This window comes from Streptomyces sp. SGAir0957, assembly GCF_043523415.1.
On record NZ_CP027293.1, the window covers coordinates 5,977,214 to 6,002,596 of the forward strand.

The window sequence follows — 25,383 nt, forward strand, 5'->3', positions numbered from 1 at the left end:
CGGCACCCGTACGCCTCACAGTGTGGCCGGTCGGGGCGTCCGTGACAGGGGGAGCGGCACCCGTACCGGGGTGGGGCTGAGTACACCCCGGTACGCGCGGTCAGTGACCGGCGGGCGGCGCGTACTTGTATCCGACGCGGCGCACGGTCTGGATCGTGTGCCGGTGCTCGGCGCCCAGCTTGCGGCGCAGACGGGCGATGTGGACGTCGACCGTGCGGCCGTCGCCCACGTGCCCGTACCCCCACACGGTGGTGACGAGCGCGTCGCGGGTGTGCACCCGGTGCGGATGCGCGACGAGGTGGGCGAGCAGCTCGAACTCCAGGTACGTCAGGTCGAGTTGACGCCCCCGGACGCTGGCGGTGCGCTGAGCGTCGTCGATCCCGATGAGCGGGTCGGCGGGGGCCCCGCCCTCCTCGGCCCCGTCCTCGGCGGCCGGGGCGGGCGTCACGGGCAGCGGCGGCTGCTGGTCGGCCGGGACGAGCACCAGGTAGCCGATCATCGGCGGCCGGCCGGGCAGCGTCGGCAGGGTGTGCGGCGGGGCGGGCAGCAGCGTGGCGCCCGGCGGCAGGTAGTCGGCCACGTCCACGGCCGGGACGAGGGCGGCGGGCGCCACCTCGTCCCGGTCGACGGCGCGCAGCCGGGTCCGGGCGTGGGTGGGGCGGGGGAGCGGGGAGAGCGGGCGGGCATCAGCCATGAGTGGTCAACTCTTTCGCGCGGAGTCGTCGAGTCAGGACGTACGTCGTGCGCGCGGACCGAAGGCCGTGCAGCGGAGGGACCGGTGCCGGTTTTAGAGGGCCTGCGCGTTCGTCGCGCGGCAACACACCCGGTCGAAGTCGTGATGCTGGCGGGAGGGCCAGAACGGCTCGAGGTCATGACGACGACCCCGCGCGGTGATGTTCTGGTGACTGGCCATGCCCTTATTGAAGCAGATGCCGTACGCAAATAAGAGGGCGCCCGCACAATGCGCGGACGCCCACAGCCGTTCCCTGGCCGAAAACAGCCGGGACCGGAACATGCTCAGACCTGTCCGGCCTTCTCCAGGGCGGAGCAGCAGGTGTCGACGAGCAGGCGGGTGACGACGTACGGGTCGACGTTGGCGTTCGGGCGGCGGTCCTCGATGTAGCCCTTGCCGTCCTTCTCGACCTGCCACGGGATGCGCACCGAGGCGCCGCGGTCGGAGACGCCGTAGGAGTACTCGTTCCACGGGGCGGTCTCGTGCAGGCCGGTCAGCCGGTCGTCGATGCCGGCGCCGTAGTGCTTGACGTGGTCCATCGGCTTGGAACCCTCGCCGAGCGACTCGGCGGCGGTGATGATCGCGTCGTACCCCTCGCGCATGGCCTTCGTCGAGAAGTTGGTGTGCGCGCCCGCGCCGTTCCAGTCGCCCTTGACCGGCTTCGGGTCGAGGGTCGCGGAGACCTTGAAGTCCTCGGCGGTGCGGTAGAGCAGCCAGCGCGCCACCCACAGCTGGTCGGAGACCTCAAGAGGGGAGAGCGGGCCGACCTGGAACTCCCACTGTCCCGGCATGACCTCGGCGTTGATGCCGGAGATGCCGAGGCCGGCCTTGAGGCAGTTGTCCAGGTGCGCCTCGACGACGTCACGGCCGTGGATCTCGTCCGTGCCGACCCCGCAGTAGTAGCCGCCCTGCGCGGCCGGGAAGCCGCCGACGGGGAAGCCGAGCGGGCGGTCGCCCTCGAAGAACGTGTACTCCTGCTCGATGCCGAAGATCGGCTCCTGGGCGCCGTAGCGGGCCTCGACCTCGACGAGCGCGGCCCGCGTGTTCGACTCGTGCGGCGTCATGTCGATGTTCAGGACCTCGCACATGACGAGCACGTCGTCGCCGCCGCGGATCGGGTCCGGGTACACGGCGACCGGCTTGAGCACGCGGTCCGACGCGTGGCCCTCGGCCTGGTTGGTGGAGGACCCGTCGAAGCCCCAGATCGGCAGGGAGTCAAGGGTCCCCGAGGACGCCTGCGAGCCCGCGATGATCTTCGTCTTCGAACGGAGCTTGGCCGTCGGCTCGGTGCCGTCGATCCATATGTACTCAGCCTTGAACGTCACGGGGGCCACATCCTCAGGTACGGGTCTCTATCTGCCGCGCAGCCTGTCAACAGGCGGTTTCCCGGCCGTTGCCCGGCTGTGAACCCCGTGTTACCGGAGGTGGAGGCGGGACCGGGGCGGCGCGGAACGCCTCAGCCCCGGCTCGGCGCGGAACGCCTCAGCCCCGGCTCAGCGCGTCCCGTACGGCCTCCTCGCTGCGGCCCACCACCGCCGTGCCGTCGTCGGCCGTGATGAGGGGGCGCTGGATCAGCTTCGGGTGGGCGGCGAGCGCCTCGATCCACCGCTCCCGGCTGTCGGCGTCGCGCGCCCACGACGCGAGCCCCAGCTCCTTCGCGGCCGCCTCCTGGGTGCGGGTGATGTCCCACGGCTCCAGGCCGAGCCGGCCGAGCACGGCGCGGATCTCGTCCGGGGACGGCACGTCCTCCAGGTAGCGGCGCACCGTGTAATCGGCGCCCTCCGCGTCGAGCAGGGTGAGCGCGGAGCGGCACTTCGAGCAGGCCGGGTTGATCCAGATCTCCATGGGGCCAACGGTACGCGAGACGCCTCCCGTGACGCCCTCAAGTAGGCGCTGGCCAGCGGCTTTTGTCAGTGGGCCGCAGTAGAATAGAAGCACTGTTCGAGAGCTTTCGGGGGCTTTCGAGTTCGCGACAGGAGGATGTCCGTGCCCGCTGCCGCACCGATGCTGCTGGACCTGCCGTACGCGCCACTCGCCAAGAAGCCGCTCCCCGCGGGACGGCCCCGCGACTGGTACATCACCCACAACCGTCGCCTCAAGGCCATGCGCCTGGCGATAGCCCTGCTCGACTCGGGCGTCTACCTGCCGAACCAGGCCCACAACAAGAGGATCCGCGCCACGGCCGAACTCATCGGAATCCATCCGCCGTCGGACACGACGTGCCACATGGTGCGGACGCTGATGCGGTACTGCCGCTGACCCGAAACGCATAGGCGGTACTGCCCTGACCTGAGGCACTGCCGCTGACCTGAGGCGCACAGAAGGGGCCGGACCGCGCGTCCGGCCCCTTCTGCGCCGGACCGGGCGGCGGGCCCCTTTGTGCCGGACCGGGCGTCGGGTCCTGCGGCGCGTGGCCGGGAACGGCATCCTGTGCGGTGGGCGCGGGCGGACTAGGCTGGGCGAGGTGCCGCCACAACCGCCCGACACCGCTCGCGACGCCGCCCGGGACACGGGCGCCGAGACCTTCGCCGTCATCGCCGTCGCCGCGTCCGCGGGCGGCATCCACGGCCTCGCCACCCTGCTCGGCGGGCTCGACGCGGAGCTGCCCGTCCCCGTGCTCGTCGTCCAGCACCTGGACCCGCGCCACCGCACCGTCCTCGCCGAGATCCTGGGCCGCCGCACCGACCTCGACGTCAAACTCGCCGAACAGGACGAGGCGGCCCGCGCCGGCACCGTATACATCGCGCCGCCCGACCGGCACCTCCTCGTGGGCCCCGACGGCACGCTCACCCTCACCCGTACCGAACTGGTGCACTTCCTGCGGCCCTCCGCCGATCTGCTCTTCGAGTCCGTGGCCGGTGCGTACGGGCCGCGCGCCGTCGCCGTCGTCCTCACCGGCACCGGCAACGACGGCGCGATGGGTGTGGACGCCGTGAAGACCCGGGGCGGTACCGTGATCGCGCAGGATCCGCGGAGCGCGGAGTTCCGGGGCATGCCGGAGGCCGCCGTGGGTACGGGAGCGGTGGACTTCGTGCTACCTCTGGAAGAAATCCCCACGGTCATCCGTGGACTGGTCGAGTTCAAGAGGCAGTAGGTACGCGACGATGAGTGAAGCGCCCCGCGAGGCTGAGACGGACGAGGAGCTGGAGGACCTCCTCGGCTTCCTGAGGGACGCCCGCGGCTTCGACTTCACCGGGTACAAGCGTTCGTCGCTCGGCCGCCGCATCCGCAAGCGCATGGCCGACGTCGGCATCCACGCCTACTCGGACTACCGCGACCTCCTCGAGACGAACGCGGACGAGTTCCGGGCCCTGTTCAACACCATCCTCATCAACGTGACCTCCCTCTTCCGGGACGCCGACGCCTGGACCTTCCTCCAGCACGAGGTGATCCCCGAACTCCTCGAACGGCTCGGCGCCGAGGACGAGATCCGGGTGTGGAGCGCGGGCTGCTCCAGCGGCGAGGAGGCGTACTCCCTCGCGATCATGTTCGCGGAGCACCTCGGCCTCGACGAGACCCTGGCCCGCGTCAAGATCTACGGCACCGACGTCGACGAGGAGGCGCTGCGCGACGCGCGCTCCGGCCTCTACCCGGCGAAGACCCTCGAACCGCTCAGCGCCGACCTGCGCGAACGGTACTTCGAGGTGAACGGGTCGAAGTTCAGCTTCCGGCCCGACCTGCGCCGCCGCGTCATCTTCGGCCGCCACGACATCACCCGCGACGCGCCGATCTCCCGCCTCGACCTCCTCGTCTGCCGCAACGCGCTGATGTACTTCAACGTCGAGGCGCAGACCCAGATCATCGACCGCTTCCACTTCGCCCTGCGCGAGCGCGGCTTCCTCTTCCTCGGCAAGGCCGAGATGCTGCTCAACGACGCCGACCGGTTCGACGTCGTCAGCATGCGCCAGCGCATCTTCCGCCGCCGCGCGGGCAACCCGTCGACCCCGTACCAGCCCGCCCCGCCCAAGCTGCGCACCAACTTCGGCGGCGAACTGCAGAGCGTCGCCCGCAACCGGCAGGTGCGCGACCTGGTCCTCGACGCCGCGCCGGGCGCCGCCCTCGCCGTCGACACCGACGGCGTCGTCGTCCTCATCAACAACCACGCCCGGGTCCAGTTCGGCCTGACGACCAACGACATCGGCCGCCCCTTCCAGGACCTGGAGATCTCCTACCGCCCGGTCGAACTGCGCTCCCTCATCGACCAGGCCACCCACGAGCGCCGCACCCTGCGGGTCAACGGCGCGGAGCGCAGAGCGGGCGAGGACGCCCAGTTCTTCGACATCACCGTGCAGCCGCTCGTCGGCGCGGCCGGCCTGCCCGCCGCCACCAACATCACCTTCACCGACGTCACCGTCGCCACCAAGCTCAAGGCCGAGATCAAGCGCGTACGCGAGGACCTCGAGACGGCGTACGAGGAGCTCCAGTCCACGAACGAGGAGCTGGAGACGACCAACGAGGAGCTCCAGTCCTCCATCGAGGAGCTGGAGACCACCAACGAGGAGCTCCAGTCCACCAACGAGGAGCTGGAGACCACCAACGAAGAGCTCCAGTCCGGCAACGAGGAACTGGAGACCATGAACGAGGAGACGCGCATCCGCAGCGAGGAGCTGGACGAGGCGCGCGCCTTCCTCGAAGGCGTCCTCACCTCCATCGCCGCCGCCGTCGTCGTCCTCGACAAGAAGCTCAACGTCAAGAGCTGGAACCGGGGCGCGATCGACCTGTGGGGCCTGCGCACCGACGAAGTGCTCGACACCCCCTTCTTCGGTCTGGAGTTCGGCCTGCCCACGCACCGGCTGCGCGCCGTCGTGGAGGAATGCGTCAGGTCCGGCAAGCGCGGCGCGCCCGTGGAGATCGACGCGGTCAACCGGCTCGGCCGCAGCTTCGTCTGCTCCGTGCAGTGCAGCCCCTTCGACGGTCACCGCGGCGGTGTGGTCCTTCTGATGGAAGAAGGCCGAAGCGTCGGTACGGCCTGACCCGGCGGGCGTAGGCTGCGTCCATGGAGTCCGGGGCCGGTTCGCCGACACAGGCCGCACTCGTCTGGCAGCGTGCGGCCACGGCCCGGCAGCGCGCCGACCGCGCCCGCAAGCTCGTCAGACGGTACGAAGCACTGGCCGACAAGACGCACGACGCCCTGTACCTGCGCCTCGCCGACCTCCACCGCACCACCGCGGCCCGCCAGAAGGTCGCCGCGGAACTCCTGGAGGCGCACGCCCGCCGCACCGGCGCATGGGCCCGCGACGGGGGACCGCAACCCCTCTTCATGACCGGCGTCGCCGAGGCCTGCGGCACGCCCAGCGTCGCGGTGACCCTCGTCGACGGGGAGCGCAACCAGATCGCGGTCGCGTCCTCCGACCCGCACTCCAACACGGCACAGGACCTGGAGTTCGTGCTCGGCGAAGGCCCCGCCCGGGACGCCGTGCACGGCCGCTGCCCCGTCGAGGCGGCGGACACCGGCCTGAGCACCCGCTGGCCCGGCTACGGCCCGGCGCTCAGATCCCTCGGCATCGCCCAGGTCGTGGCGGTGCCCCTGCAGGTGCCGGGGGAGTGCATCGGCGCGCTCGCGGTCTTCGACCCACGCCCCGGCACGACCACCACGACACAGGTCACCGAGGTCGCCGACGCGCTCACCCGGAGTGTGTTGATCGGCCAGGACGCGGTACCCGGACTGTTCGGAGACGTCGACTACCGGGCCGTCGTCCACCAGGCCGCCGGCATGGTCGCCGTCCAACTGCACTGCCTGGTCGGCGATGCGCTGGAACTGGTCAAAGCGCGGGCGTTCGCCGATGGACGTCCCATCGGGGACGTGGCCCGGGATATCGTCCACGGACAACTGAAACTCGGCTGAGAGGTCTTCCACCGTGACGCTCCAGGAGCAGGAACTCGCGGCGGTCTTCGCCCAACTGACAGGCGCAGCCGCACGGGACCCGCTCGACACGCAGAACCTGCTCGCCACTCTCGTGGAGGGCGGCAGGCGGTTGTTCGACGCGCCCGGAGCGATCGTCTGCTACGCGCCCGGCGCGGCGCCCGTGGCCACCGAGGCCACCGACCCCGAACTGCGCGCGCTCGCCGCGGACGCCGCCGCCTGGCGCGAGGGCCCCGGCTACGACGTCCGTACGACGGGCTGCGCCCTCATCGACGTGGACGTCACCACGCAGCCCACCCGCGCCCGCTGGCCGCGCTGGACCGCCCGCGTGAAGACCATCGGCCACACCCGGGTCACCGCGCTGCCGCTGCCCGCCAAGGACGGCCCGGCCGGTGCCCTCGTCCTCTTCGGCGCCCCCGGCCGCAGCCTCGACGAGAAGGCCCTCTCCCTGGCCCGCTCCTTCGCCGACGCCGCCGCCCACACCCTCTCCCTCCAACGCGAGGTCACCGAGAGCCGAGTCCTCGCCGGCCAACTCGAACACGCCCTCTCCAGCCGCGTGGTCGTGGAACAGGCCAAAGGCATCCTCGCCGCGCAACACTCCGTCTCCCTGGACGAAGCGTTCTCCCGCCTGCGGAAGTATGCGCGGTCGCATCAGCGGAAGGTGGCGGACGTGAGCCGAGAGGTGATCGAGAACGGGGATCTTCCCCGGGGGGCCTAGGACCGCGTCCCGCCTCTCGCGGCGTGGCGGCGCAGGTGCAGCATGGGCGCGTCATGGCCGACCATGCGGGCCGGATGCGGTGTCACCAGCGCGTCGTCGTCCCTGGGGGACGCGGAGCCGACGGGAGACCCCGCGCCGCGCGAACGTCCGGGGGCGTATCCGCGGCGAGCGGCGCCTTGGAGGAGTAGCCGGGGAAACGAGGAAAGCCCCGCCTGTGTCAGGCGGGGCTTTCCTACGGGGCGACCGGGTCGCGCGGCTTAGATGTCGAAGAAGTGATGCGCTGGTCCGGCGACCTGTGAGGCGCGATCGCATCGCCTCTCTGACCAGCGGGGGAGCGGTCATCGTTGGTCGTTGCTGGCCATCCTCGGCTCCCCTTCGACGGCCCAGCGACGGCCCAACGGATTGGCGGTTTGCCTTCAGCGGAACAGCTATACCGAGCGACTTCGTCGTCCCGAACAAGGTCAGGGCAGGATCTGAACCTGATCTCCAAGGTATTTGTGCAGGTCACCGCTTCGGTAGCGGCAGGTACCGCGATGTGTTTGGCGGACAGCAGGAGAAGATTTTCTCCCAGGCTGCGGCGCGCGGTGGCGCAGGAGCGGGCGATGCGATCTCTAGATCATTTGAGTGCAGTTGAATCTGCGGAGACTTGAGATAAACTACGGGAGTGACGTGGAGTATGCGTCACTGTGCACTCTTTTGAAGCGCCGACTTCGTAGAGAGTGCGGCAAAGCCCGTTGAGCGCAGTTGAGCGCCGAGGCTGGGCCGGCACAGTGGCAGAAATACTCTCTTCCGCTCCTTTCGCGTCGGACCAAGATCCGGCGAGGGGGGAAGCGAGGGCCGGTTCGGCGTCTTCGGCTCCCGCGTGATCATTCCGTGGGAGCGGCTCCCGCGGATTTCAGGGAGCCTGAAGGAGGCTTACTCGTGGCATCGAGTACATCTAACGGAACGCCGACGCTCGTAGGAGAGCGTACGACGCTCGACAAGCCATTGCGACGGATTCCTTCGCTGCCAGCATCTTCGGAACACAAGGCACTGCGAGCAGCGCTAAAGAAGCGCGGCATGAGCGACCGAGTCGCAACAGCCATCTCGACAATGTGGACGGACCCTGCCGCTGTCCTGCCACAGGTGACGAATCCCCAACGCCGCAGGATCCCTGGTGCGGAACTTCTGGTCATCTCGGGTCAGGTGTACACCGTTCGCCTGGCTCCGGACCCTCACAACCCTCGTAACGCCGACCAGGTTCAGTTCGCTCTGGCCAATTCTGTAGATGCGCCACCTACCGCGCTCGTGGCAGCAGAAACGGAAGGCGTGGGCGAGCTGGGGCTGCGCGTACCGAGCCGTGAGGCGCTCATTGATCAGCTCGACTGGGCGATGGAGACCACCCGCAACCGCAACTCTCCGCACCCCCGCATCGATACGCAGGGAATCATGGATCCCCCCATCGGGGTGGCAGCTACTGTTCACTACGGTGACCCAACCCAGGGTCCTACCACTCACATTGTGGTTCGTGAAGGTTCGTCTCGCCTCAGCCATGCTCTGAACTGGCTCGGCGTATCAGCCGAAGAGGTTCTCTTCGGGTTTCCTCGCGGTGCTGCTCCTATGCAGTCACACATTGCCAACATGAACGGCTACCTTGAGCAGCCTGGCGATGATATTAAGGGGAGCCAGCAGGCAGCGGTTCGTTGTGCAGTCACGGACTTCGAGCTCATCATCGACGTTCAGCCAGATTCGGCGGGCGCCGTAGATCTCGCGCAGGCGATCAAAGCGAGGGTCGCTCAGGATCACTTGAACACCAAGAAGGAATGGTCGCCTGCGTCCAAGAACACCGCTCTCGCTGAGGAGTGCCTCAGGTCTGCTTATGCACTAGGCGTACTTTCCTCAGAAGCCGAGGCTGCCTGGCTCGGCGGTTATCTTACGAGCGAGGATGCCGCCGCCGATGGGATTTCCGCCTACGGCGACAACAGGGCAGCACACACGGTTTACCTGTTCACTACCCGCCAGGATGCCAAGATCTATCAGGCAATCCGACAGCCCATTGCCCTCGTGCTGTCCGAGGAGGCAGCAGCAGGGCGCAAGCAGGTAAAGGTCACCAGTCGTGCCAAGCTGCCGCTAGCTGTCGAACTGATCGCGCGTGAACTGCGCGGTGCTGTATCTGAAAGTAAGCTGGCCGACTTCCGGAAGGCTCTGCCTGAAGCCCTCCCGGCGGACCTGAACAAGCGTGTGTGGAAGCCGACCAAGCGCACCGCGGATCAGCTGTACAGGGCCGCGCTCCAGGAATTCGCCGATGGCGAGGCCGGCGGGCCTGCGGGATCGGAGCTATGGATTCGTGCGGCGTATGTGCTTACGAAGCACGGGAAGATCAGCGGCGGTCGGCATGACAAGGGATCCGTCAGTGACCGCCGAACTCCGGCTGATGTCATCGCCGATCTGCTAGAGGTGGAGGCCGGACTTCTGCAGCTGCGTCAGATCGTTGAGGATGACCGTGCCGGACTGAAGCCCCGTCAGGTGGATGGGCAGGGCCAGTTGCGAAAGAATGCGGTCGGAGAGGACCTAGAGATCGACAACGCTTCTCTGCGAAAGATCACTTCTAAGGACGGATCTCCGCCCGATGTTGCCCCTGGACAGGCTGCCCGGGACCGGTACCGCCGCGACGTGAAGGCGACGAGGCTTGCCATCCGGGCGCTGGAGAACTGCATGTTGGACCTGGGGGATGACACCGACGAGGAAGGCCGTCTCTTCATTGAGACCGAGGGGCGGCATTACGCCCTGTTGTTGCACAATCAGCTCAGGGTATTGCAGGACAAGGCCTTTGACTGGCTTGGGGTGGAAGCCGAAACGGACGGGGCCCAGAGCGGCGTAGACGGCATGGAGGATTCCGACCCGGCTGCGGATGGCGATGGGGAGGCCGCCTGATGGACCGAGCCATCTACCTGGCGCTGGCTAAGATGTGCGGCGACAACCTCGCCTACTGCCTTCCCAGCGCCGTGAGGCCATTGGCCGAACAGATGCCGGATGTCTCGTGCGCCATCTATGTGGCCTCAGACCGCCGCGGCATAGTCTGCTACGTCGGGTCTGTCTGCCGCCCGAACGATCCCTGTGGTTTGGCTAGCCATATCGGCGAATACCTGCTGGACGTTTCTAAGACGGCGAAATGGCATGAGCTTCAACTGCTGCCGCTGAGGGACGGTACGCCCGAGCCTGACGTTCGGAGCCTTGCCGGTGAAGTTGCCGGCTGGCTGTTGCCCTACGACAACCAGCGGTGGCCTACAGCTGGTTGAGGTAAGTCTGGGCCTGCACGGACTCGCGCTGCAGGCCCAGGCACTGCGGATTTGGCAGAACAGAGATACAGGAGGCCTGCACGGTTCGTCCCGAGCAGTGAGCCGATTGAGTCCGGCCAGGACTTCGTCTAGTCGCTCCGGGTCCGGAACCTCATCGCGCATTCTCGCATTGCAGCGGGAGCCCCTCTCGGTCATAGTGTCACGGCCCGATGACGGCCCGTCCCAGTGAAGCGGTTAGACGGATCCCTGCTCCGGAGACGCCTCGTGCGGTATCGATAGCGACTCGAAGAGTGCGGCCGCACCCGACGCTGGCGGCTCTCGCCTCAGGGCGGCGCCACGAGCGCCTTCCGCGACCGCGGGATGCATCTCGAAGTCGCGCGAGCACGGCATGCACGCGTTGCGGCACTACTACGCATCCGTGCTGCTCGACGCGGGGGAGAACGTCAAGGCTCTCGCCGAGTACCTCGGTCATTCCGATCCGGGGTTCACGCTCCGCACGTACACACACCTGATGCCGAACAGTCAGGACCGGGCGCGGAACGCAATCGACGGCGCGTTCGGCGCAGCCCCGGAGGGCGAGGACGGAGACGAGGGCGCGGCTCCGATCGCGGCCTGAGCGGTGCCCACGGAAAAGGCCGTCGGCCGTGCCTTCCGAGAGCGGAAGAACACGGCCGACGGCCCAGAGACGGCCCAGGAGAGCGAAGACCCGCTCTGACCTGTGGCGTTCTTAAATGTCGAAGTACAGCTCGAACTCGTGCGGCGTACCTCTGTACTGCGATCTTGCGCCTCCACCTGCCTTGACCTGCGGTAATGCGGCGCAATGTGACTCATGATGCCTCAGCGTGTCCCGTTGTCTTGCGGACCGTTTGCGGACTGCTCGCTGTGACTGTCCGCAGCGATGGCCTTGACGATCCTCCGTACCTGCTGCCGGGTGTACCCCGTCGCCTCACAGATGTCCTTCTGCGACACCCCGTCGACGTCCGCCTGGTGAATGGCCACCGCCAGCTCCTGCCGCAGAATCTCGGCTCGCGCTTCGGTGTCTCTGAACCGTCCTGCGAGTTGCGCGAGTGATCGCTTATCCATGCCACATAGTGTCGCAGTCGTCATCATGGAACATGACGTTACCTATATCGAGTGCAATTGCCTAGGTGTATGGGCGTTGACAGGGAACATGGTGTTCCCTACGGTGGGTTCATCGGCCCCCAGAAACGGGGGCGGCCCCAACCCGGTGTGCAACCACCAGGGAGGGGCCTAACGGAACACCTGAGGAAGCCAGGAGATCCGCTATGGCGAATCTTGCCATGCCCAACCCGAGCGCCGCCCACGTGATGAGCGCCCCGATTCCGCAGCTGCTCGCCGAGCTCAACGTCGAGATGGTTCAGACGCCGATCGACGACCCCAGGTTCTACGGCGCCGTCTTCGAGCTGAAGGACGGCTCCCGCATCCTGGCGATGCCGACCGGCCGCGACGAGTTCGAGCACGACTACACGGCCCGCGACCTCCTCGCCCGCGCGTTCGGCGCCACCGACGAGGAGCGGACGGCGTGAGCGCCTCGCGCACGGTTGCCGTGGTCACCGTCGACTACGGCACGGTGCGGATCGAGGAGCCGGTGTGGTGCCTCGGGCGCCACCCGGCCGGCGGGTACCGGGCGGACATCGAGCACCACGGCGCCGAGGTGCCGCTCATCCTCGACACGATCTGCCACGGCCCCCGGCAGCTGCTCACCGCCTGTCTGATCCAGCGGCCGTACAGCGAGTACGGGACGACGGCGCCGGTCGTGACCCTCGACTTCGACGGCGACCACGAGTTCGACTCGGCGGCCCTCCGGGACGTCGTCGACGCGCTCGTCATCTTCGCGCTTGGTCACCTCACCCCGCTCGCCCGCCAGCTGAAGACGATCGAAGACGGAGCCGAGTCGTGAGCATCGAGACGACGTTCAACGCGATCTACGCCGAGCAGCACCCGCGCATCGTGAAGTGGCTGCACTGGAAGCTGCCAGCTCACGCGACGCACGCTGCCGAGGACTACGCGCAAGAGGCGTTCGCCGACCTGTGGGCGATGCTGCAGAAGGGCAAGACCGTCGACTACCCCTGGAGCCTGCTCAAGAAGATCGCGCTGCGACGGATGGCCGACTACTTCGCCAACAAGTCGAAGGTGCACGCCGAGGCCGTGATGGTCGACTTCGCGGGCGAGGTGCTGCCCGAGAGTGTCATCCACGTGGAGGCCGCCGACCGGTACGCCTCCGGAGAGCCGGAGCTGGCCCTCCTGGTCGCCCAGCTGCAGACCGCCATGGAGCGGATGCAGGAGGCGTCCAAGCGGTGGCGGGACCTGCACGGTCTGGTGTCGAGGAACCGCCACCGGGCCGACCTGTACAGCGATCCCGCCGTCGTGGCCAAGTGGCAGGCCGAGCTTGAGCGCACGACTGAGGAGCGGGACGGCGCGCTCGTCGAGCTTCAGGAAGCCTGCCGGGTTGTCGGCAACCTGCGCGCGGATCTGGAACGGGAGGGCGGCGCCTGCTGGCAGTCGTCGTGCGGCTGGCCGCCGCCTCCGTTCCGCAAGGGCGGGCAGCCGCAGGGCTCCGGTGCGACGGATCCGACCGTCAAGGAGTGCTGCAACGGGCACCGCCTGGACGACCTGGAGAACGTCAACTTCTCCGCCGAGGGCGTCCGAACCTGCCGCACCTGCTATTCGGCGGCGACGCGCCGGTGCCGCGAGCGCGCGACGGCGGTGTCGGCGTGAAGCGTGATCCGTTGATGTGGGCGGCGCTGGCCGCCGCCCTCGTCGTGACTGCGTCGGCGGAGTACGAGCTGGCCCGCGCCTGCGGGTTCGGCCAGCTCGTCGCCGGCGCGGTCCCAGCCGCCCTGGACATCTACGCAGTACGGGCGCTGCGGGCCCGAAAGGACGTCGCCGCAACCGTGATCGCCATGATCGTGGTGAACGCGCTGAGCCACCTCGTCACCGCGCAGCTGATCCCGGTGAACGTGCCGCTCGTCGTCGCTGTCTCCGCGATCGCCCCGCTCGTCCTCTGGCGGGTCCACGCGCTGCGGGGCTGCGAGCCGGACGCACCCGAGACGAGCCAGCCTGTACCCGAGTCCCGGCCCGTACCTGCGGCCGTACCCGAGACCGTACCTGCGGGGGTCCGGCTGCTGCCGATCGTCGCCCGGCCCGAGCCGCAGCGAAACGAAATCCGTAACGAAAGTCCGGGCGCCGTACTCGCCGCGGAGTCGCCGCGCACCTCTGTATCCGAGCCCGTGCCCGACGACGATGGCGAGCTGGTCGAGCGAGTACGCGGCGACTTCAACAACCAGATCCCGACCTATCGGGAGTTGAAAGAGACCTACTCCATCGGGCAAGGCAGAGCGAAGCGCATCCGTGGCGTCCTCGAAAGCCGCGCCCCCAACTGATCCACCTCTGAAGACGACACGGGGCGGCCGTACCCGGCACAGGTACACCGGCCGCCCCGTGTCTGCCGATCACCCATCGAGCAACCGGAGATCACAGCATGGCCGACACCCACGTACCTGCCAATACCAAGCGCCCGAGTACGGGCGTACCCGCCGTACCCGACCCGGGTACGCCCGTACCTTTCGACAAGCCGAAGACGGCCGACATCGCCAAGGTCCGGGAACGGCGCCGGGTACGCGCCGACCGGCTGCGGCGCATCATCACCGCCACCCGGACGAACCCCGGGTACAGGCTCGCGATCCGGCACGGCTCCTACATCTGGGGCGGCACCCGGGTCCTGACCCGCCGCGCGTGGGACTCCCGCACGACCGCCATGCACACGCGGATGATGCGGCAGGCCGAACTGTCCGGCAACGAGGAAGCGGCGATGAAGTGGGAGCAGCGCGCCTACGCGTTCCGCTTCGCCCGGCACCGGCGCCGCATCGAGCTGCTGCAGATGGTCCTCAACGCGCCCAAGGCGGTGGGCATGGCGACCGCGGCCGGTACCGGGATGCTCCTCATCCTCGGCGTGATGATCGCCGCCGCCCGCAAGGACGTCACCGACGTCTTCGTTCCGCTTAAGGCCGCCATCGACTTCGTGTCCTGGGTCGCGTTCATCGCCGGCGTCGTCTGGCGGCCGTTCCTCTGGGCGCTGCCCTGGCTGGCGCTGGCCGGGGTGTGGGGCGTCGGACGCCACCAGCGCACCGCCCCCGCCTGGGCACTGCCCACCGACCCCGGAGACCTGGGCGTCCTGCCCGACGAGAACGCCATCCTGCAGGCCCTGGAGAACATCGGGGTTGCCCCGTTCAACAAGGCCCGCAAGGAGGGCTGGCAGCCCCGCTGGCTACAGGGCTCCGTCCGGTCCGGCAATGGCTACCACGCCCAGTTGCAGCTCCCGCAGGGCGTCACCGTCGAGATGATCAACAAGAAGAAGACGGTGCTCGCCTCCAACCTGCTGCGCAAGCCCATCGAGGTATGGCCGACCGAACCCGACACCCAGCCCGGCGTCCTCGACCTGTGGGTCGCCGACCAGGGCAGCCTGTCGGGCAAGATCGCCCCGTGGCCGCTGCTCACCGAGGGCACCGTCGACTACTTCAAGGGCGTGCCGGTCGCCGTCTCCCAGCGTGGCGAGCCGATCCTCGGCAAGCTGGCCGAGGCGAACTACCTGATCGGCGGCATCATGGGGCAGGGCAAGTCGTCCCTGGTCGTCACGCTGCTGCTCGGCGCACTCCTCGATCCCATTGTCGAGGCCGAGGTGTACTGCATGGCGTACAACGTCGACTTCGACCCGATGAAGCCGAGGCTGCGCACCTTGGTCAAGGGCGACGACGACGAGGCTGTCGAGGCCGCCCTCGATGCGCTGCGCCGCCTGGCCGACGAGGTCAGCGAGCGCGGGCAGCTGCTGGAGGCCATGGGCGGTAAGTCGGTCAAGCTGACTCGCGAACTGGCGGTAAAGGACGACAGGATGCGGCCCAAGGTCGTCATCTTCGACGAGTGCCACGAGCTGTTCGGGCACAAGAAGCACGGCAAAGAGGCCGGCGACCTGGCGACCAAGGTCATCAAGAAGGCCCGGAAGTGCGGCATCACGCTCATCTTCACCACGGTCTCCCCGACCGCCGACAGCATCCCGAAGGACGTCACCCGTAACACCAGCAACAACGTGGCGTTCGCGGTCGGCGACTACGTGGCCAACGACGGTCTGCTCGGCACGGGCAAATACCGGGCCGGTATCTCGGCGACCACGCTCATCCCCTTCGAGCACATCGGTACGGCCGTGACGACTGGCTTCACCAGGAAGCCGTTCGAGGTGATCCGCTGCCACTACGTCGCCCGCGACCCGGAGAAGGGCATCGACGAGGTCACCCCGGTCGTCGAGCGCGCCCTGAAGGCGTACAAGCGCGGCGACGTGTGGGAGGTACCCGAGACGAAGCCGGTCGACCACCTCACCGACATCGCCACCGTGCACGGCCACGACCACAAGTTGCTCACCCAGGACGTGCTCAAGCGCCTGGCCGACCACAACCCGGCCGAGTACGGCAGCTGGACGTTCCGGGACCTCCGGGCCGTCCTGGACGAGGCCGGACACGGCGAGTTCAAGACCGGTGGACGCCAGCACGTGAGCCTCGATCGCATCCTCGACGCCATCGCCGCCCGCGGGGAGGAAGACGGGGAGGACGACGAGTAGGAGGGAGTTCTCCCTACCCGCCTCCCTCACCGCCTCCCCATGGTTGACCTGCGAAAACAGGGGTTTAGGGAGGCAGGGAGGCAAGGGAACCAGGGGAGTCATGAGGGCTGTTTCCGGCCCTTGTGGCTCCCCTGGCTTGCTTCCCTCCCTACTTCGCCCGGAGCCGCTGGATCAACCGCTGCTGCGACATCTGGACCTCCGTCCGGGCGATGTCCGTGATCTCCCGGTCGCCGACGAACACCTTCACGCTGACGTCGCCGATGCTCTCCTGTCTCGACGCCATCGAGTTGAACTGGCTGCCCGTGAGCACCGGCTCGGGCCGTCCCGTCCCGTTGTAGGCCAGGTTGAAGCCGGGCTGCAGGAAGCCGCCCCGGTCGTACTTGGCGGGCTGGAAGCCGTACCAGTCGGTGAACAGCGACGACTTGAAGCCGCGCGCCGCCGAGCCGACCACGACACCCTGCCCGCCCCGGGACTCCACGTTCGTCTTGCCCAGGGTGCCCGCCGTGTGGCCGACCCCCGCATTCGTGATGCCGACCTTGAACGCCGAGTCGCCGTGGTACACCCAGCCGGCCGCGGCCCGCTTCCCGCCGAACGAGGCGGTCGCCCAGCGGCGACGATGGATGTCGGTGCCGCGGATGACGTTCTCGATCGCCGACATGAACCCGGAGCAGTCGTAGCCCTTCGGGCCGACGCCACCCCAGATGTACGGCTTGCCCTGCTGCGACTTGGCCCAGTTCAGCGCGGCCGTGATCCGCGGGCCTCCGGTGCCGCCCGCGCCGCCCTTCTTGTCGGCCGTCTTGGAGTAGCCGAACAGCGTGTCGACGACCTTGTTGGGGATGCGGCGGATCATCTTGCCGAACTCGCCGGACGCGCCCGGGAACTTGGCGAGAAGCGGGTCGACGACGTGCTTCACACCCGCGCGGGCGCTGGCCTCCAAGCCGTCCTTGAGCCATCCGGCGACCTTCTTCACGCCCTCCCACGCCGCCGATCCGGCGCCGGCGACCGCGTTCTTCGCCTTGCCGATCCACCCGAAGATGCCGCCGTCCGCGAACTTCATGGTCGGGTTGCCGCCGAGCATCGGGGCCAGCGCCGCCCGCACCCCTTCGGGGCCGCGGTTCTTCGCCGCCGCGTTCATCGTGTTCACGAAGCCGGCGCCCACGGCCCGGGTGAACTCCGGGCGCATGATCGCCTCACCGCCGGACAGTTCCAGGCCCATACCGGAGGGCGAGTAGAACTTGTGCGGGTCGCGGCCCGGGGTGTAGCCGGGCAGGACACCGCCGCTCGCCCACCCGGAGATGTCCATCCGCTCGATCGGGTCCGCGCCGAACGCGGTCGCCACCTTGTTCCAGACCGGCACGATCCCCTTGTTGTAGACCGTGTTGATGATGAACCGCACCGGCTTCTTGGCGATCCCGGACAGCTTGTCCCACGCCTTCTTGATGAAGTCCCGGGCGTCCTCGAAGGACTGCGCGACCTTCTTCACAGCGGACTTGAGCTTGTCGAAGACGGGCTTGATGACGTGGTCCCACGCCCAGCTGATGGCGTCCCGGATCTTTTTCCACACCGGCTTGATGATGTTGTTGTAGAGCCACTTGAAGATGTCGCCCAGCTTGCCGACCGCCTCCTTCACGTGCCCGAAGTACGGCTTGACGATGTTGTTCCACCACCACGAGATGATGTCCGCGATCTTGTGGAAGACGGGGGAGAGCACCTTCTCCCAAAGCCACTGGGCGACGGAGGCGACCCGCTTCCACATGCTGACGACATAGCCGAAGTACGGCTTGATGACGTTCGACCACAGCCAGACGCACAGGTCGCCGATCCACGTGAAGACGGGCTTGAGCACCTTGTCCCACAGCCACATCGCCGAGACCTTGATGGCCGCCCAGATCGCATCGACCGCGGCCCGGAACCAGTCGAACTTGTTGTACATGAGCACGACCGCGGCGACGACGGCGACGATCGCAATCACGATCCAGCCCCACGGGCCCAGCGACATGATGAACTGGAACGCGGTCATCAGCCCGTTCATGACCAGCTGCGCCGCCGCCCACAGCTTCGTCGCCACGAACAGCGCGTAGATGCCGATCGCCAGACCGGGCACGTTCGAGGCCAGCCAGCCGATCCCCTGCGCGAGAGCGCCGATCACCTGCAGCAGCGGCCCCGACACCGGGGCCAGCGCGGTACCGATGTCGATGAACGCCCCGGCCACCTTGCCGAGCGCGTCCCCGAGCAGCGGCGCCTTGTCCGCGCTGTACGACAGGAACCGCTCGAAGGCGGGCGAGCCCTTAAGCCCCTGCCCCCAGTCGGAGAACCGCTTCGTGATCCGCTGCATCGACGAGGAGATGTCGTCCATGTGCGGCAGGAACGCGCCGATGATCCCGGCCATCCCCTTGAAGATCCGGCCGAAGGCGACACCCAGCCCGACGATGGCGGGCTTCACCGATCCGGCGAGATCCTTCTTGAACGTCTTCCACCACGGCGACTTGAAGCCGGCGGACGCCTTGTCCTGCAGCACGCCGATCGCGTCGGCGGCCCCCAGTACGAACGGGGTCAGCCCTGGCAGCGCCCGGCGGATGCCGTCCAGGGCCCGGGTGAACAGCGGCATCACGGCGGGCTGCAACGACTTCGACCAGGCGCCGAACGCCGTGCGCAGGTTCAGGAACGCGTCGTAGGTGGCCCGCGCCGACGGGGACAGCTTCGCCAACTCCTGCTGATAGCGGGACTGCGCGGTCGACGCGGAGCCGGCGGACGTCGCCGTCGACTGCTGCGCCTGCGCCAGCTGCCGTTGTGCCGACGCCGCCTGCTCGGCTGCCTGCTGCTGCGCCTCCCCGACCCGCGCTTGGGCGTCGGCGATCTGCTCCTGCGCCTTGGCGATGTCCTGGCCGTTCTGCACGGCCGTGCGCGCCTGCTCTGCCTGCGCGTCCTTCAGGTCCCGGGTGCGGTCCGCCACCGTGTCCTGCGCGGCAGCGATCTTCTCCTGTGCCGCCCGCACCGTCTCCGAGCCGTCCACCCCGGCCTTGTTGGCGGCGGCCGTCTCCGTCTTCAGCCGGGACGTCTCGGTCGTCTGCTCCTTCAGGCGCTGAACCGCCTGGTCGTACTGGAGAAGCGCCTTCTCCTTGTCGAGCGGCGAAGACTTCTGGTCCTTCAAGACCCGATCCCGCTCGAGCGTCGCCTCCTTCAAGGCGATCTCCGCGTCCCGCTGGGAGAGCACCGAGTCGGCGAGCCGGGTGTTCAGGTCTTCCAGCTCGAGCGCAGCCGTCCGCCGGGCGGCAGTGAGATCCTCCTGAGCGCGCCGTGCGTCCCTCTGAGCGTCCGACAGGGACTCTTCGGCGTCCTGGACCCTCCGGGCCGCCTCAGCGGTCCTCTGCGCCGCCTGAGCGGCCACCTGGCCCGCGTTCTGGCGTGCCTGTGTCACCGCCTTCTGTGCGGCGGCGATCTGCCGGGCCCCGTTCCGTTCCGCCGACGCCACCGCCGCCTGAGCCGAAGCCAGCTGGTTCGCCTTCGAAGCGGCCTGCGCAGCTGCCTGCCCGCCCGTGTTCGTCGCCGTCGCCGCCTCGTTCTGCGCCGCCTTCTGCGCCTGCAAGACGCTGGTGATCTGCTTGAAGGCGGGCATCGCCACCAGGGCGATAGCGCCGATGCCGACCCCGGCCGCCGTCGCCGCCGCGGCGATCGAGCCGAGCCCGGCCGCGACAACCGGCAGCGCCGGAATCAGTGCGGGCCCGAAGGTGATCGCAGCCGTGGTGAGCAGGTTCAGGTTGGCGGCGGCGCTGCGGGTGTCGACGTCGACCGTCGCCGTCTGCCCGTCGATCCGGTTGACCGACGCCTGGAACGCGGCCAGCTCGCCCTCCGCCTGGCCCGCGTCGATACGGACGTTGACGTCGTTCTCACCGGTCGTGAGCCGCTGCAGCCGCTCCTGCAGCCGGGCGATCCGGGCCGACGCCTCTGTCGCGTCGATGTCGACGCCGACCTTCGCGTCCCGCAGCGTCACCAGCTGCGCGCGGATCGCCGCGATCTCCCGCTCGGCGTCCGTCGAGTCGGCGTTCAGCTGGACATCGGGAAGGCTGGACAGTGCGGCCGTGACGCGGGCCTTGAACGAGCGGGCGAACGCGCCGCCAGTGTCGGAGCCCTGCCGCGTGGCCGCCGGGCGGGCGGTCTGGCCGCCCTGCGTGATGCCGTCCCGCACGCCGTCACGGATCGACGCCGTGATCCGCCCGGCGATCTGCGTACCGATCTGCGTACCGATGCGCTCGCCGATGGCATCCGAGATGGACGAGGTCATCGCCGGCCCGAAGGCTTCGCCAGCGGCGTTGCCTGCCGAGTGGCCTGCTTGCGTGGCAGCCGCGACGAGGTCTCTCGTCAGCTGCCGGTGAATCCCCTTCGTGTTGGGGACAACGTCGACTTCAACCGAGCCGACCGAGATAGCTGGCACCGTGCTGCCCTCCTAGGCAGTCGCCGGCGCGGGACTTGGAGGACTGGAACAGGCAAGGTCAGAGCAGACCTGGATGGCGCTCGTCGGGGCGAGCGCGCGTCGGACGAGGAGCAGCGGCACGGAAGGCAGCAGCCTCGTTGGCCGTCTTCTGGCGGTGACACGGATCGCAGACGCCTTGCAACGCCTCGATCTCATGGTTGTCGGTCATCGGCTCGATGTGGTCGACGACAGTCGATGCTCGAACACCACAGATCATGCAGGTCGGTTGCAGCTCAAGCACCTCCTTACGGCGCTTGCCCCAGTCCTTCGGCAGCCTCGACTTCCGCGTACTCGTGTGCCAGTTGTTCGGCATTGATCTTCTCCTTTCGGGACGAACCGGATGGGGGGAGATCCCTTGATCATGATCGTTCTGGGATCGAAGACGTATAGAAGCTCACCTTGTGCCTGGGTTTCCAAGGCGTTTTTCAAAGATCAGTAGTCAACCGATTACGGAGGGTGTCGAACCTTCCAGACCCGTACACGGGGCCAGCTTCTATACGTCTTCGATCCGAAAAGGATCATGATCATGGGATGACCCCCCACCTGATCATGGTCCGATTGATCATGGTTTGGGCGGTCCGGCCAACCACAGGCCCATGAGCTGGCCGGACCGCGGTGTCGACGCTGCAACGCGGGCCCAACCAAACTCGCGGAGCGTCGACGTCTCATCGGATCAGCCTCGCAAGACTGACTCGATAGCCTTGATGGCCTTCTGGGTTGGTACTGGTGCAACACCGCGTTCGGCGAGCGCTTCGGTCCACTTGTCCCTCACCGCAGCGCGCTGCCTCACCTCGTCGGGTGTGGCCAGCTCGATGGTGAGGTGCTCCGACCGTGCGAGCTGCAGCCAGCGTGAGACTGGCTGCTGCCTCAGCTCTCGCCACTGCTGTACCTCGGGGCTGATGTGGGTGCGCATCCGATGCTGCACCACATCCTCGCTCGTCGGCTCGGGCAGCTTGGCCACGGCGTACAGGTCGTTGTCGTGGCCGCCTTCGCCTGCGAGGTCGCCGGCTCGCGCCATGTCCTTGCGGTCGCTGACGATCTGATCCAGCTGGAACGCGACACCTTCCGCCTTCTCCCACGGACCGGTGACAGCTGGGTCGTTCCAGTCCAGGAAGTTCCGGTCGAGCCGGGCGGGCAGCTTCTTGGACTGGGCGCGCAGCTGCTTGACCAGGCCGTTGAACTCGGGTTGCAGGGCGCGGATCCAGCCGGGGACCTGCTCGCGTACCAGCTGGTTGTAGCGGCGGGCGATGGGTTCGAGGAAGTCCGTGGCCACCTTGTGGTGGGACTCCGCGATCCGCCACGCGTGGGCGCGTTCCTCGATCAATGCGGCCAGCTCGTCGGCGGTGGCGGGCACGTCGTCGCGGGTGGGACGCGGCGGGGGCTGCATGTGCGCGGCCTTGACGGCGACGTCGACCATGGCGGCCACGTTGTCGATCTCGTCGGGTACGGGCAGCTTGCGGCGGCGGGCCGCCCGCACGGCCCGATCCGCTGCGTGGGTGTCGTGGTCGAAGGAGATCATGCCGCCTCCGGTGCGTCGTTGCCGTACACGGTCAGGTCCGAGTCGGCGAGCTGGGTGACCTGGCTCGGCGTCATCCGTCCGAGTTCGGAGGGGACGGCCGGGGTGGCGTAGGTGAAGTCGCCGTAGGTGCCGGGCTCGACGAGGCCGCGCAGCTCTGCCAGGTTCTCGGCGTAGCCGGGGGTGGCTGCGGCGTGCTGCTCGACGAGCGGCTGCCAGGCGTCTCCGAGGACGGGCAGGACGGCTTGGTCCGCGGCCCAGGAGCCGAGGGCCCGCATCATGTCGCGGTCGCCGTCGCGCTGGGCCCGCTGGTAGGCGCGCAGGGCTTCGTCGGGGTTGGTGAAGGTGGCGGCCCGCTCACGGGCGTCACGGGCGGACAGGGCGTCCGTGCCGGACAGTTCCCGGTTGCCGTACAGCCGCTTTTCCAAGGTGGCCTTGCGGTCGCTGTACTGCTGCCGGGCGGTGTCCCGCAGCGCGCCGATCTTTTCGGAGGCTTCGCGGTGGGCGCGGGCGATGGCCACCTGCTTGGCCTGGCCGGTGAGGTCTTGCCGGTCGCGGATCTTCTCGACCTTCGCGGCGAACGCGGCGTGGATCTGCTCGGGGGTCATGGTCAGATTCCTTCCGGGGCGGGGCGCTTGGTGGACATGGCGACGGTCAGGTGTCCGGCCGGGGCGAACGTGTCGGGGTACGGGATCGTGGCGACGGTGTCCGGGGCCTGGCTGTGGAGGGTGGTGCCGAGCTGCCAGATGGCGGCGAGGGCGAGTTCCCGCAGCTGCTCCGGGTCTCGGCTGGCCAGGATGTCTGCGATCTCGTTGTACGAACTGAGGTCGCCGTGCCAGCTGATGGCCCGGTCTACGACGACGAGCGTCAGCGCGGTGTTCTGCGAAATCGTCTCGGTCATGAGGGTTCTCCTTCGGTGCTGGCCTGGTGGGCTACGGCGCGGGCCTCTGTGATGGCGCGGGCAAGGGCCTGGTCGGGCAGGTGGTCGGCGAGGAGCAGTGCCATCGCGCAGACGGCGCCCTCGCAGACGGCCCGGACGTGCTGGTCGGGCAGGGAGTGCAGGAGCAGCCTCACGCCGTCCTCGTCGCCCTGCAGCGCGGCGGCGACGACGAGCGCGCCCGTCTCCACGAACGCGGCTTCGGGGTTGATCACGCGGCATCACATCCCGGGTGCGTGGTCTGGTTCGGCTCGATCGGCTCGAAGGGGAACCCGCAACCGGCGCACTTCGGTTTCTCCGAATGCTGCGCCCACAATGGACTGAGTCCCGACTCAACCCGTCTCACGCCCGTTTCTGAGTCGCTGAGACGGGTTGAGTCGGGACTCTCGCTATTGCGGGTGTAGTTCTTCAGCCCAATTCCGGTGTAGGTGGGCACCTGCTTGCCGAAGTCGTCGCGCGGCCGTGTCCTCTTCACCTGCGGGACGACCGACTGCAGGTTGCGACCGAACATCGCCTTCGTGCCGTGCCGCACTCCTTGATCGTCGCCCCACGCCTTCCATGCCTCCCACAGCTCGTCGACGGCGATCTGGTGCGTCGCCCCCGTGTCGCAGAGTTCGCGGACGAACGCGGACGTCGGGGAGGCCGTGTCCTGCATGGTGGTGACCGCCTCGGCGGACCCCGGGGGCTCCGTGATGTGGCCGTTCTTCTCCAGCCGGGCGAGACCGTCCAGCGCCCAGTTGAGAATGCCCGGCATCTCCGCCGCCAGCTTGTCGGTGAGGTCGGTGTCTTCCTTGCCGAGCCAGGACACCTGCATGTTCAGGACGACGAAGCGGCGGGCGATCACCCCGGACGAGTCGCCGAAGTTGGGCAGCTCGTTGGAGAGGATCATCAGCCGGGTCGGCATCTTGCCGGTCCACGGGTCCTTGAACTTGCGGTCGACGTCGATCGTGTCCTCACCGGAGATAGTGAGCAGCCGCTCGACGACCTGATGCCCGTCCCGGCCGGCGAGCCGCGCATCCGAGATGACCGCCAGGGACTTGCCGAGCAGCGGGGACAGACCGAAGTTCGTGGCCAGGCCCGCCAGGGTCGGACCGGCCATGTTGCCCTTGCCGACGAGGTTGGTCAGGATGCGTGCGATCGTCCCCTTTCCCGAGCGGGTCGGACCGACGACGAGCATGATCTTCTGTTGGTCGGTGCGGCCGGAGAGGACGTAGCCGAACCACTCCTGCAACGCGGCGATCGACGCCTCGTCGTCCGGCCAGACCCCGGCGAGGAACTGCTCCCAGGTGGGCGCGGTCGCCTCGGGGTCATAGTCGAACGGCACCGAGACGAGGTTGAAGAACCCTGGGGTGAGCGGCAGGAGTTCCCGGTCAGAGACTCGGAGGAGACCGTTGGTGCACGCCACGATCGGGACGAGATCTCCGTGCGCGTTGTAATTGGCAGAGTCCCGACTCAACCCGTCTCGGGTGATCCATTCCGGGGCATCGACCTGCGGTCGCAGATGGGTGACAGCGGAGATCGCCTCCATCAGGTCGGAGATCTTCCGCTTGGTCGGCGCCCATGGCTTGATGACCTCGTTGCCGTCCTTGTCGAGACCGGCCACGTAGATGGCGTACTCCAGCTTCTTGTACAGGCTGGCCCGTACCTCCTGTGGGTCCATCTCCCGCCAGTACGAGCCTTCCCACCGCATCCACGTGTTGCGCCAGTACCGGCGGGTCAGCAGGTCGGTGCCTTCGTACCGCCAGGCGGGCGCCAGCTCACGGGCGACTGCCATTGGGTTCGTCGGCGGCGGCATCTCTCGTTCGTCGGTCACGCCGCCTTCTTTCCGGTTGCACGGCGGGCGCGCGCGAGCATGTCCGCATGGGCCTGGTCGAGATCAGCCAGGGTGGGCCGACTCCAGAGGTCGTGGGGGGTCTGGAGTCGGCGGTTCAGGTCGGCGGCGATCTCGTCGCCGTACTTGCGCCACATCTGGGCGAAGGCGACGAGGCCCGCCATCTTGCGGGGGTCTTCGAGTTCGAGCGCGCACCAGTCCGGGGTCCCGTAGTCGGGAAAGTCGCCGGTCTTGTACCGCTTCTTGGCGGCGGTCCAGTAGTCGCGGATCGCCGCGACCTCGTCGGTCTCAGGGGTACTCACCTTGCGAGCACCCTTGGTCTGCCGGTTGTCGGAGCCTTCCTGTACCTTGGGCTCTGCGACCACCGCGTTGCTTACACGACCCCCGGGAGTTTGGGCCTCTCGGGG

The 25,383-nt window shown here is 68.2% G+C and carries 25 protein-coding genes and 1 pseudogene; 13 read left to right on the top strand and 13 right to left on the bottom strand.

Translation table 11 applies throughout. The features are described 5' to 3' along the window. Positions 1 to 100: 100 nt before the first annotated feature. The 4 genes from C1N81_RS31840 to C1N81_RS31855 form a co-directional block, all read right to left on the bottom strand. Positions 101 to 694 carry a winged helix-turn-helix domain-containing protein gene (locus C1N81_RS31840; protein WP_394434752.1) on the bottom strand — a complete coding sequence of 198 codons (594 nt, stop codon included), beginning with the start codon at positions 692 to 694 and terminating at the stop codon, positions 101 to 103. A 93-nt stretch (positions 695 to 787) separates the two neighbouring features. Further along, positions 788 to 913 carry a hypothetical protein gene (locus tag C1N81_RS31845; RefSeq protein WP_394434753.1) on the bottom strand — a complete coding sequence of 42 codons (126 nt, stop codon included), beginning with the start codon at positions 911 to 913 and terminating at the stop codon, positions 788 to 790. Positions 914 to 1,017: 104 nt separating this feature from the next. Continuing rightward, positions 1,018 to 2,058: a glutamine synthetase gene (gene glnII / locus C1N81_RS31850; protein WP_394434754.1), complete on the bottom strand. Its 1,041-nt coding sequence runs from the start codon at positions 2,056 to 2,058 to the stop codon at positions 1,018 to 1,020. Between the two features lie 157 nt (positions 2,059 to 2,215). After that, positions 2,216 to 2,578, bottom strand: coding sequence for an arsenate reductase family protein (locus C1N81_RS31855; RefSeq protein ID WP_394434755.1), 363 nt, complete (start codon positions 2,576 to 2,578; stop codon positions 2,216 to 2,218). Between the two features lie 135 nt (positions 2,579 to 2,713). Here C1N81_RS31855 and C1N81_RS31860 point away from each other — a divergent pair, with 135 nt between their 5' ends. The 8 genes and pseudogenes from C1N81_RS31860 to C1N81_RS31895 all read left to right on the top strand — a co-directional run. Further along, the gene (locus tag C1N81_RS31860; RefSeq protein ID WP_394434756.1) at positions 2,714 to 2,992 is read left to right on the top strand and encodes a hypothetical protein; all 279 of its coding nucleotides are present in this window, start codon (positions 2,714 to 2,716) and stop codon (positions 2,990 to 2,992) included. Positions 2,993 to 3,266: 274 nt separating this feature from the next. Then, entirely contained in the window at positions 3,267 to 3,827 is a 561-nt protein-coding gene (locus tag C1N81_RS31865) for a chemotaxis protein CheB (protein ID WP_394438363.1), read from the top strand. Between the two features lie 10 nt (positions 3,828 to 3,837). After that, positions 3,838 to 5,706, top strand: a complete 1,869-nt coding sequence (locus tag C1N81_RS31870) for a CheR family methyltransferase (RefSeq protein WP_394434757.1) — start codon at positions 3,838 to 3,840, stop codon at positions 5,704 to 5,706. A 23-nt stretch (positions 5,707 to 5,729) separates the two neighbouring features. Next, a complete protein-coding gene (locus C1N81_RS31875; protein WP_394434758.1) occupies positions 5,730 to 6,578 on the top strand; it encodes a GAF and ANTAR domain-containing protein in 849 nt (282 codons plus the stop codon). Positions 6,579 to 6,591: 13 nt separating this feature from the next. Continuing rightward, positions 6,592 to 7,314 (top strand): ANTAR domain-containing response regulator, encoded by a 723-nt coding sequence (locus C1N81_RS31880; protein ID WP_394434759.1) that lies wholly within the window; start codon positions 6,592 to 6,594, stop codon positions 7,312 to 7,314. A gap of 921 nt (positions 7,315 to 8,235) precedes the next feature. Further along, entirely contained in the window at positions 8,236 to 10,227 is a 1,992-nt protein-coding gene (locus tag C1N81_RS31885) for a hypothetical protein (RefSeq protein ID WP_394434760.1), read from the top strand. Then, complete coding sequence (locus C1N81_RS31890) at positions 10,227 to 10,592, top strand: hypothetical protein (protein ID WP_394434761.1); 366 nt, start codon at positions 10,227 to 10,229, stop codon at positions 10,590 to 10,592. The genes C1N81_RS31885 and C1N81_RS31890 overlap by 1 nt, the downstream gene beginning before the upstream one ends. 373 nt (positions 10,593 to 10,965) lie before the next feature. Then, a pseudogene (locus tag C1N81_RS31895) lies at positions 10,966 to 11,208 on the top strand (tyrosine-type recombinase/integrase); the annotation flags it as partial. A gap of 221 nt (positions 11,209 to 11,429) precedes the next feature. Here the strand turns inward: C1N81_RS31895 and C1N81_RS31900 are convergent. Continuing rightward, entirely contained in the window at positions 11,430 to 11,702 is a 273-nt protein-coding gene (locus tag C1N81_RS31900; RefSeq protein WP_394434762.1) for a hypothetical protein, read from the bottom strand. Positions 11,703 to 11,878: 176 nt separating this feature from the next. Between C1N81_RS31900 and C1N81_RS31905 the strand changes: the two genes are divergently transcribed. The 5 genes from C1N81_RS31905 (at position 11,879) to C1N81_RS31925 (ending at position 16,221) form a co-directional block, all read left to right on the top strand. Continuing rightward, the gene (locus tag C1N81_RS31905) at positions 11,879 to 12,139 is read left to right on the top strand and encodes a hypothetical protein (RefSeq protein ID WP_394434763.1); all 261 of its coding nucleotides are present in this window, start codon (positions 11,879 to 11,881) and stop codon (positions 12,137 to 12,139) included. After that, positions 12,136 to 12,513, top strand: coding sequence for a DUF6907 domain-containing protein (locus C1N81_RS31910; RefSeq protein ID WP_394434764.1), 378 nt, complete (start codon positions 12,136 to 12,138; stop codon positions 12,511 to 12,513). Before C1N81_RS31905 ends, C1N81_RS31910 begins: the two co-directional genes overlap by 4 nt. Then, positions 12,510 to 13,331 (top strand): sigma-70 RNA polymerase sigma factor region 4 domain-containing protein, encoded by an 822-nt coding sequence (locus C1N81_RS31915; RefSeq protein ID WP_394434765.1) that lies wholly within the window; start codon positions 12,510 to 12,512, stop codon positions 13,329 to 13,331. The genes C1N81_RS31910 and C1N81_RS31915 overlap by 4 nt, the downstream gene beginning before the upstream one ends. After that, positions 13,328 to 13,996: a hypothetical protein gene (locus C1N81_RS31920; RefSeq protein WP_394434766.1), complete on the top strand. Its 669-nt coding sequence runs from the start codon at positions 13,328 to 13,330 to the stop codon at positions 13,994 to 13,996. Before C1N81_RS31915 ends, C1N81_RS31920 begins: the two co-directional genes overlap by 4 nt. Positions 13,997 to 14,094: 98 nt before the next feature. Beyond that, complete coding sequence (locus C1N81_RS31925) at positions 14,095 to 16,221, top strand: FtsK/SpoIIIE domain-containing protein (RefSeq protein WP_394434767.1); 2,127 nt, start codon at positions 14,095 to 14,097, stop codon at positions 16,219 to 16,221. Positions 16,222 to 16,369: 148 nt separating this feature from the next. Here the strand turns inward: C1N81_RS31925 and C1N81_RS31930 are convergent, their stop codons facing one another. From C1N81_RS31930 to C1N81_RS31965, 8 genes are all read right to left on the bottom strand, one after another. Then, positions 16,370 to 20,503 (bottom strand): NlpC/P60 family protein, encoded by a 4,134-nt coding sequence (locus C1N81_RS31930; RefSeq protein ID WP_394434768.1) that lies wholly within the window; start codon positions 20,501 to 20,503, stop codon positions 16,370 to 16,372. 208 nt (positions 20,504 to 20,711) lie between these two features. Next, positions 20,712 to 21,005, bottom strand: a complete 294-nt coding sequence (locus C1N81_RS31935) for an HNH endonuclease (protein WP_394434769.1) — start codon at positions 21,003 to 21,005, stop codon at positions 20,712 to 20,714. Positions 21,006 to 21,365: 360 nt separating this feature from the next. After that, a complete protein-coding gene (locus tag C1N81_RS31940; protein WP_394434770.1) occupies positions 21,366 to 22,211 on the bottom strand; it encodes a hypothetical protein in 846 nt (281 codons plus the stop codon). After that, positions 22,208 to 22,816, bottom strand: coding sequence for a hypothetical protein (locus tag C1N81_RS31945; protein WP_394434771.1), 609 nt, complete (start codon positions 22,814 to 22,816; stop codon positions 22,208 to 22,210). Before C1N81_RS31945 ends, C1N81_RS31940 begins: the two co-directional genes overlap by 4 nt. Positions 22,817 to 22,818: 2 nt before the next feature. Next, positions 22,819 to 23,109, bottom strand: coding sequence for a hypothetical protein (locus tag C1N81_RS31950; RefSeq protein ID WP_394434773.1), 291 nt, complete (start codon positions 23,107 to 23,109; stop codon positions 22,819 to 22,821). Continuing rightward, on the bottom strand, positions 23,106 to 23,360 hold the full coding sequence (locus C1N81_RS31955) for a hypothetical protein (protein ID WP_394434774.1): 255 nt from the start codon (positions 23,358 to 23,360) through the stop codon (positions 23,106 to 23,108). Before C1N81_RS31955 ends, C1N81_RS31950 begins: the two co-directional genes overlap by 4 nt. After that, positions 23,357 to 24,958, bottom strand: coding sequence for a DNA primase family protein (locus C1N81_RS31960; RefSeq protein WP_394434775.1), 1,602 nt, complete (start codon positions 24,956 to 24,958; stop codon positions 23,357 to 23,359). Before C1N81_RS31960 ends, C1N81_RS31955 begins: the two co-directional genes overlap by 4 nt. After that, a complete protein-coding gene (locus C1N81_RS31965; RefSeq protein ID WP_394434776.1) occupies positions 24,955 to 25,278 on the bottom strand; it encodes a hypothetical protein in 324 nt (107 codons plus the stop codon). The genes C1N81_RS31960 and C1N81_RS31965 overlap by 4 nt, the downstream gene beginning before the upstream one ends. Between the last annotated feature and the right edge of the window lie 105 nt (positions 25,279 to 25,383).

Excerpts from the sequence above, each read along its gene's own strand:
- C1N81_RS31840 (WP_394434752.1), bottom strand. The coding sequence starts at position 694 with ATGGCTGATGCCCGCCCGCTCTCCCCGCTCCCCCGCCCCACCCACGCC.
- C1N81_RS31845 (WP_394434753.1), bottom strand. The coding sequence starts at position 913 with ATGGCCAGTCACCAGAACATCACCGCGCGGGGTCGTCGTCATGACCTC.
- C1N81_RS31855 (WP_394434755.1), bottom strand. The coding sequence starts at position 2,578 with ATGGAGATCTGGATCAACCCGGCCTGCTCGAAGTGCCGCTCCGCGCTC.
- C1N81_RS31860 (WP_394434756.1), top strand. The coding sequence starts at position 2,714 with ATGTCCGTGCCCGCTGCCGCACCGATGCTGCTGGACCTGCCGTACGCG.
- C1N81_RS31870 (WP_394434757.1), top strand. The coding sequence starts at position 3,838 with ATGAGTGAAGCGCCCCGCGAGGCTGAGACGGACGAGGAGCTGGAGGAC.
- C1N81_RS31875 (WP_394434758.1), top strand. The coding sequence starts at position 5,730 with ATGGAGTCCGGGGCCGGTTCGCCGACACAGGCCGCACTCGTCTGGCAG.
- C1N81_RS31890 (WP_394434761.1), top strand. The coding sequence starts at position 10,227 with ATGGACCGAGCCATCTACCTGGCGCTGGCTAAGATGTGCGGCGACAAC.
- C1N81_RS31900 (WP_394434762.1), bottom strand. The coding sequence starts at position 11,702 with ATGATGACGACTGCGACACTATGTGGCATGGATAAGCGATCACTCGCG.
- C1N81_RS31905 (WP_394434763.1), top strand. The coding sequence starts at position 11,879 with ATGGCGAATCTTGCCATGCCCAACCCGAGCGCCGCCCACGTGATGAGC.
- C1N81_RS31925 (WP_394434767.1), top strand. The coding sequence starts at position 14,095 with ATGGCCGACACCCACGTACCTGCCAATACCAAGCGCCCGAGTACGGGC.
- C1N81_RS31930 (WP_394434768.1), bottom strand. The coding sequence starts at position 20,503 with ATGACCTCGTCCATCTCGGATGCCATCGGCGAGCGCATCGGTACGCAG.
- C1N81_RS31935 (WP_394434769.1), bottom strand. The coding sequence starts at position 21,005 with ATGCCGAACAACTGGCACACGAGTACGCGGAAGTCGAGGCTGCCGAAG.
- C1N81_RS31940 (WP_394434770.1), bottom strand. The coding sequence starts at position 22,211 with ATGATCTCCTTCGACCACGACACCCACGCAGCGGATCGGGCCGTGCGG.
- C1N81_RS31945 (WP_394434771.1), bottom strand. The coding sequence starts at position 22,816 with ATGACCCCCGAGCAGATCCACGCCGCGTTCGCCGCGAAGGTCGAGAAG.
- C1N81_RS31950 (WP_394434773.1), bottom strand. The coding sequence starts at position 23,109 with ATGACCGAGACGATTTCGCAGAACACCGCGCTGACGCTCGTCGTCGTA.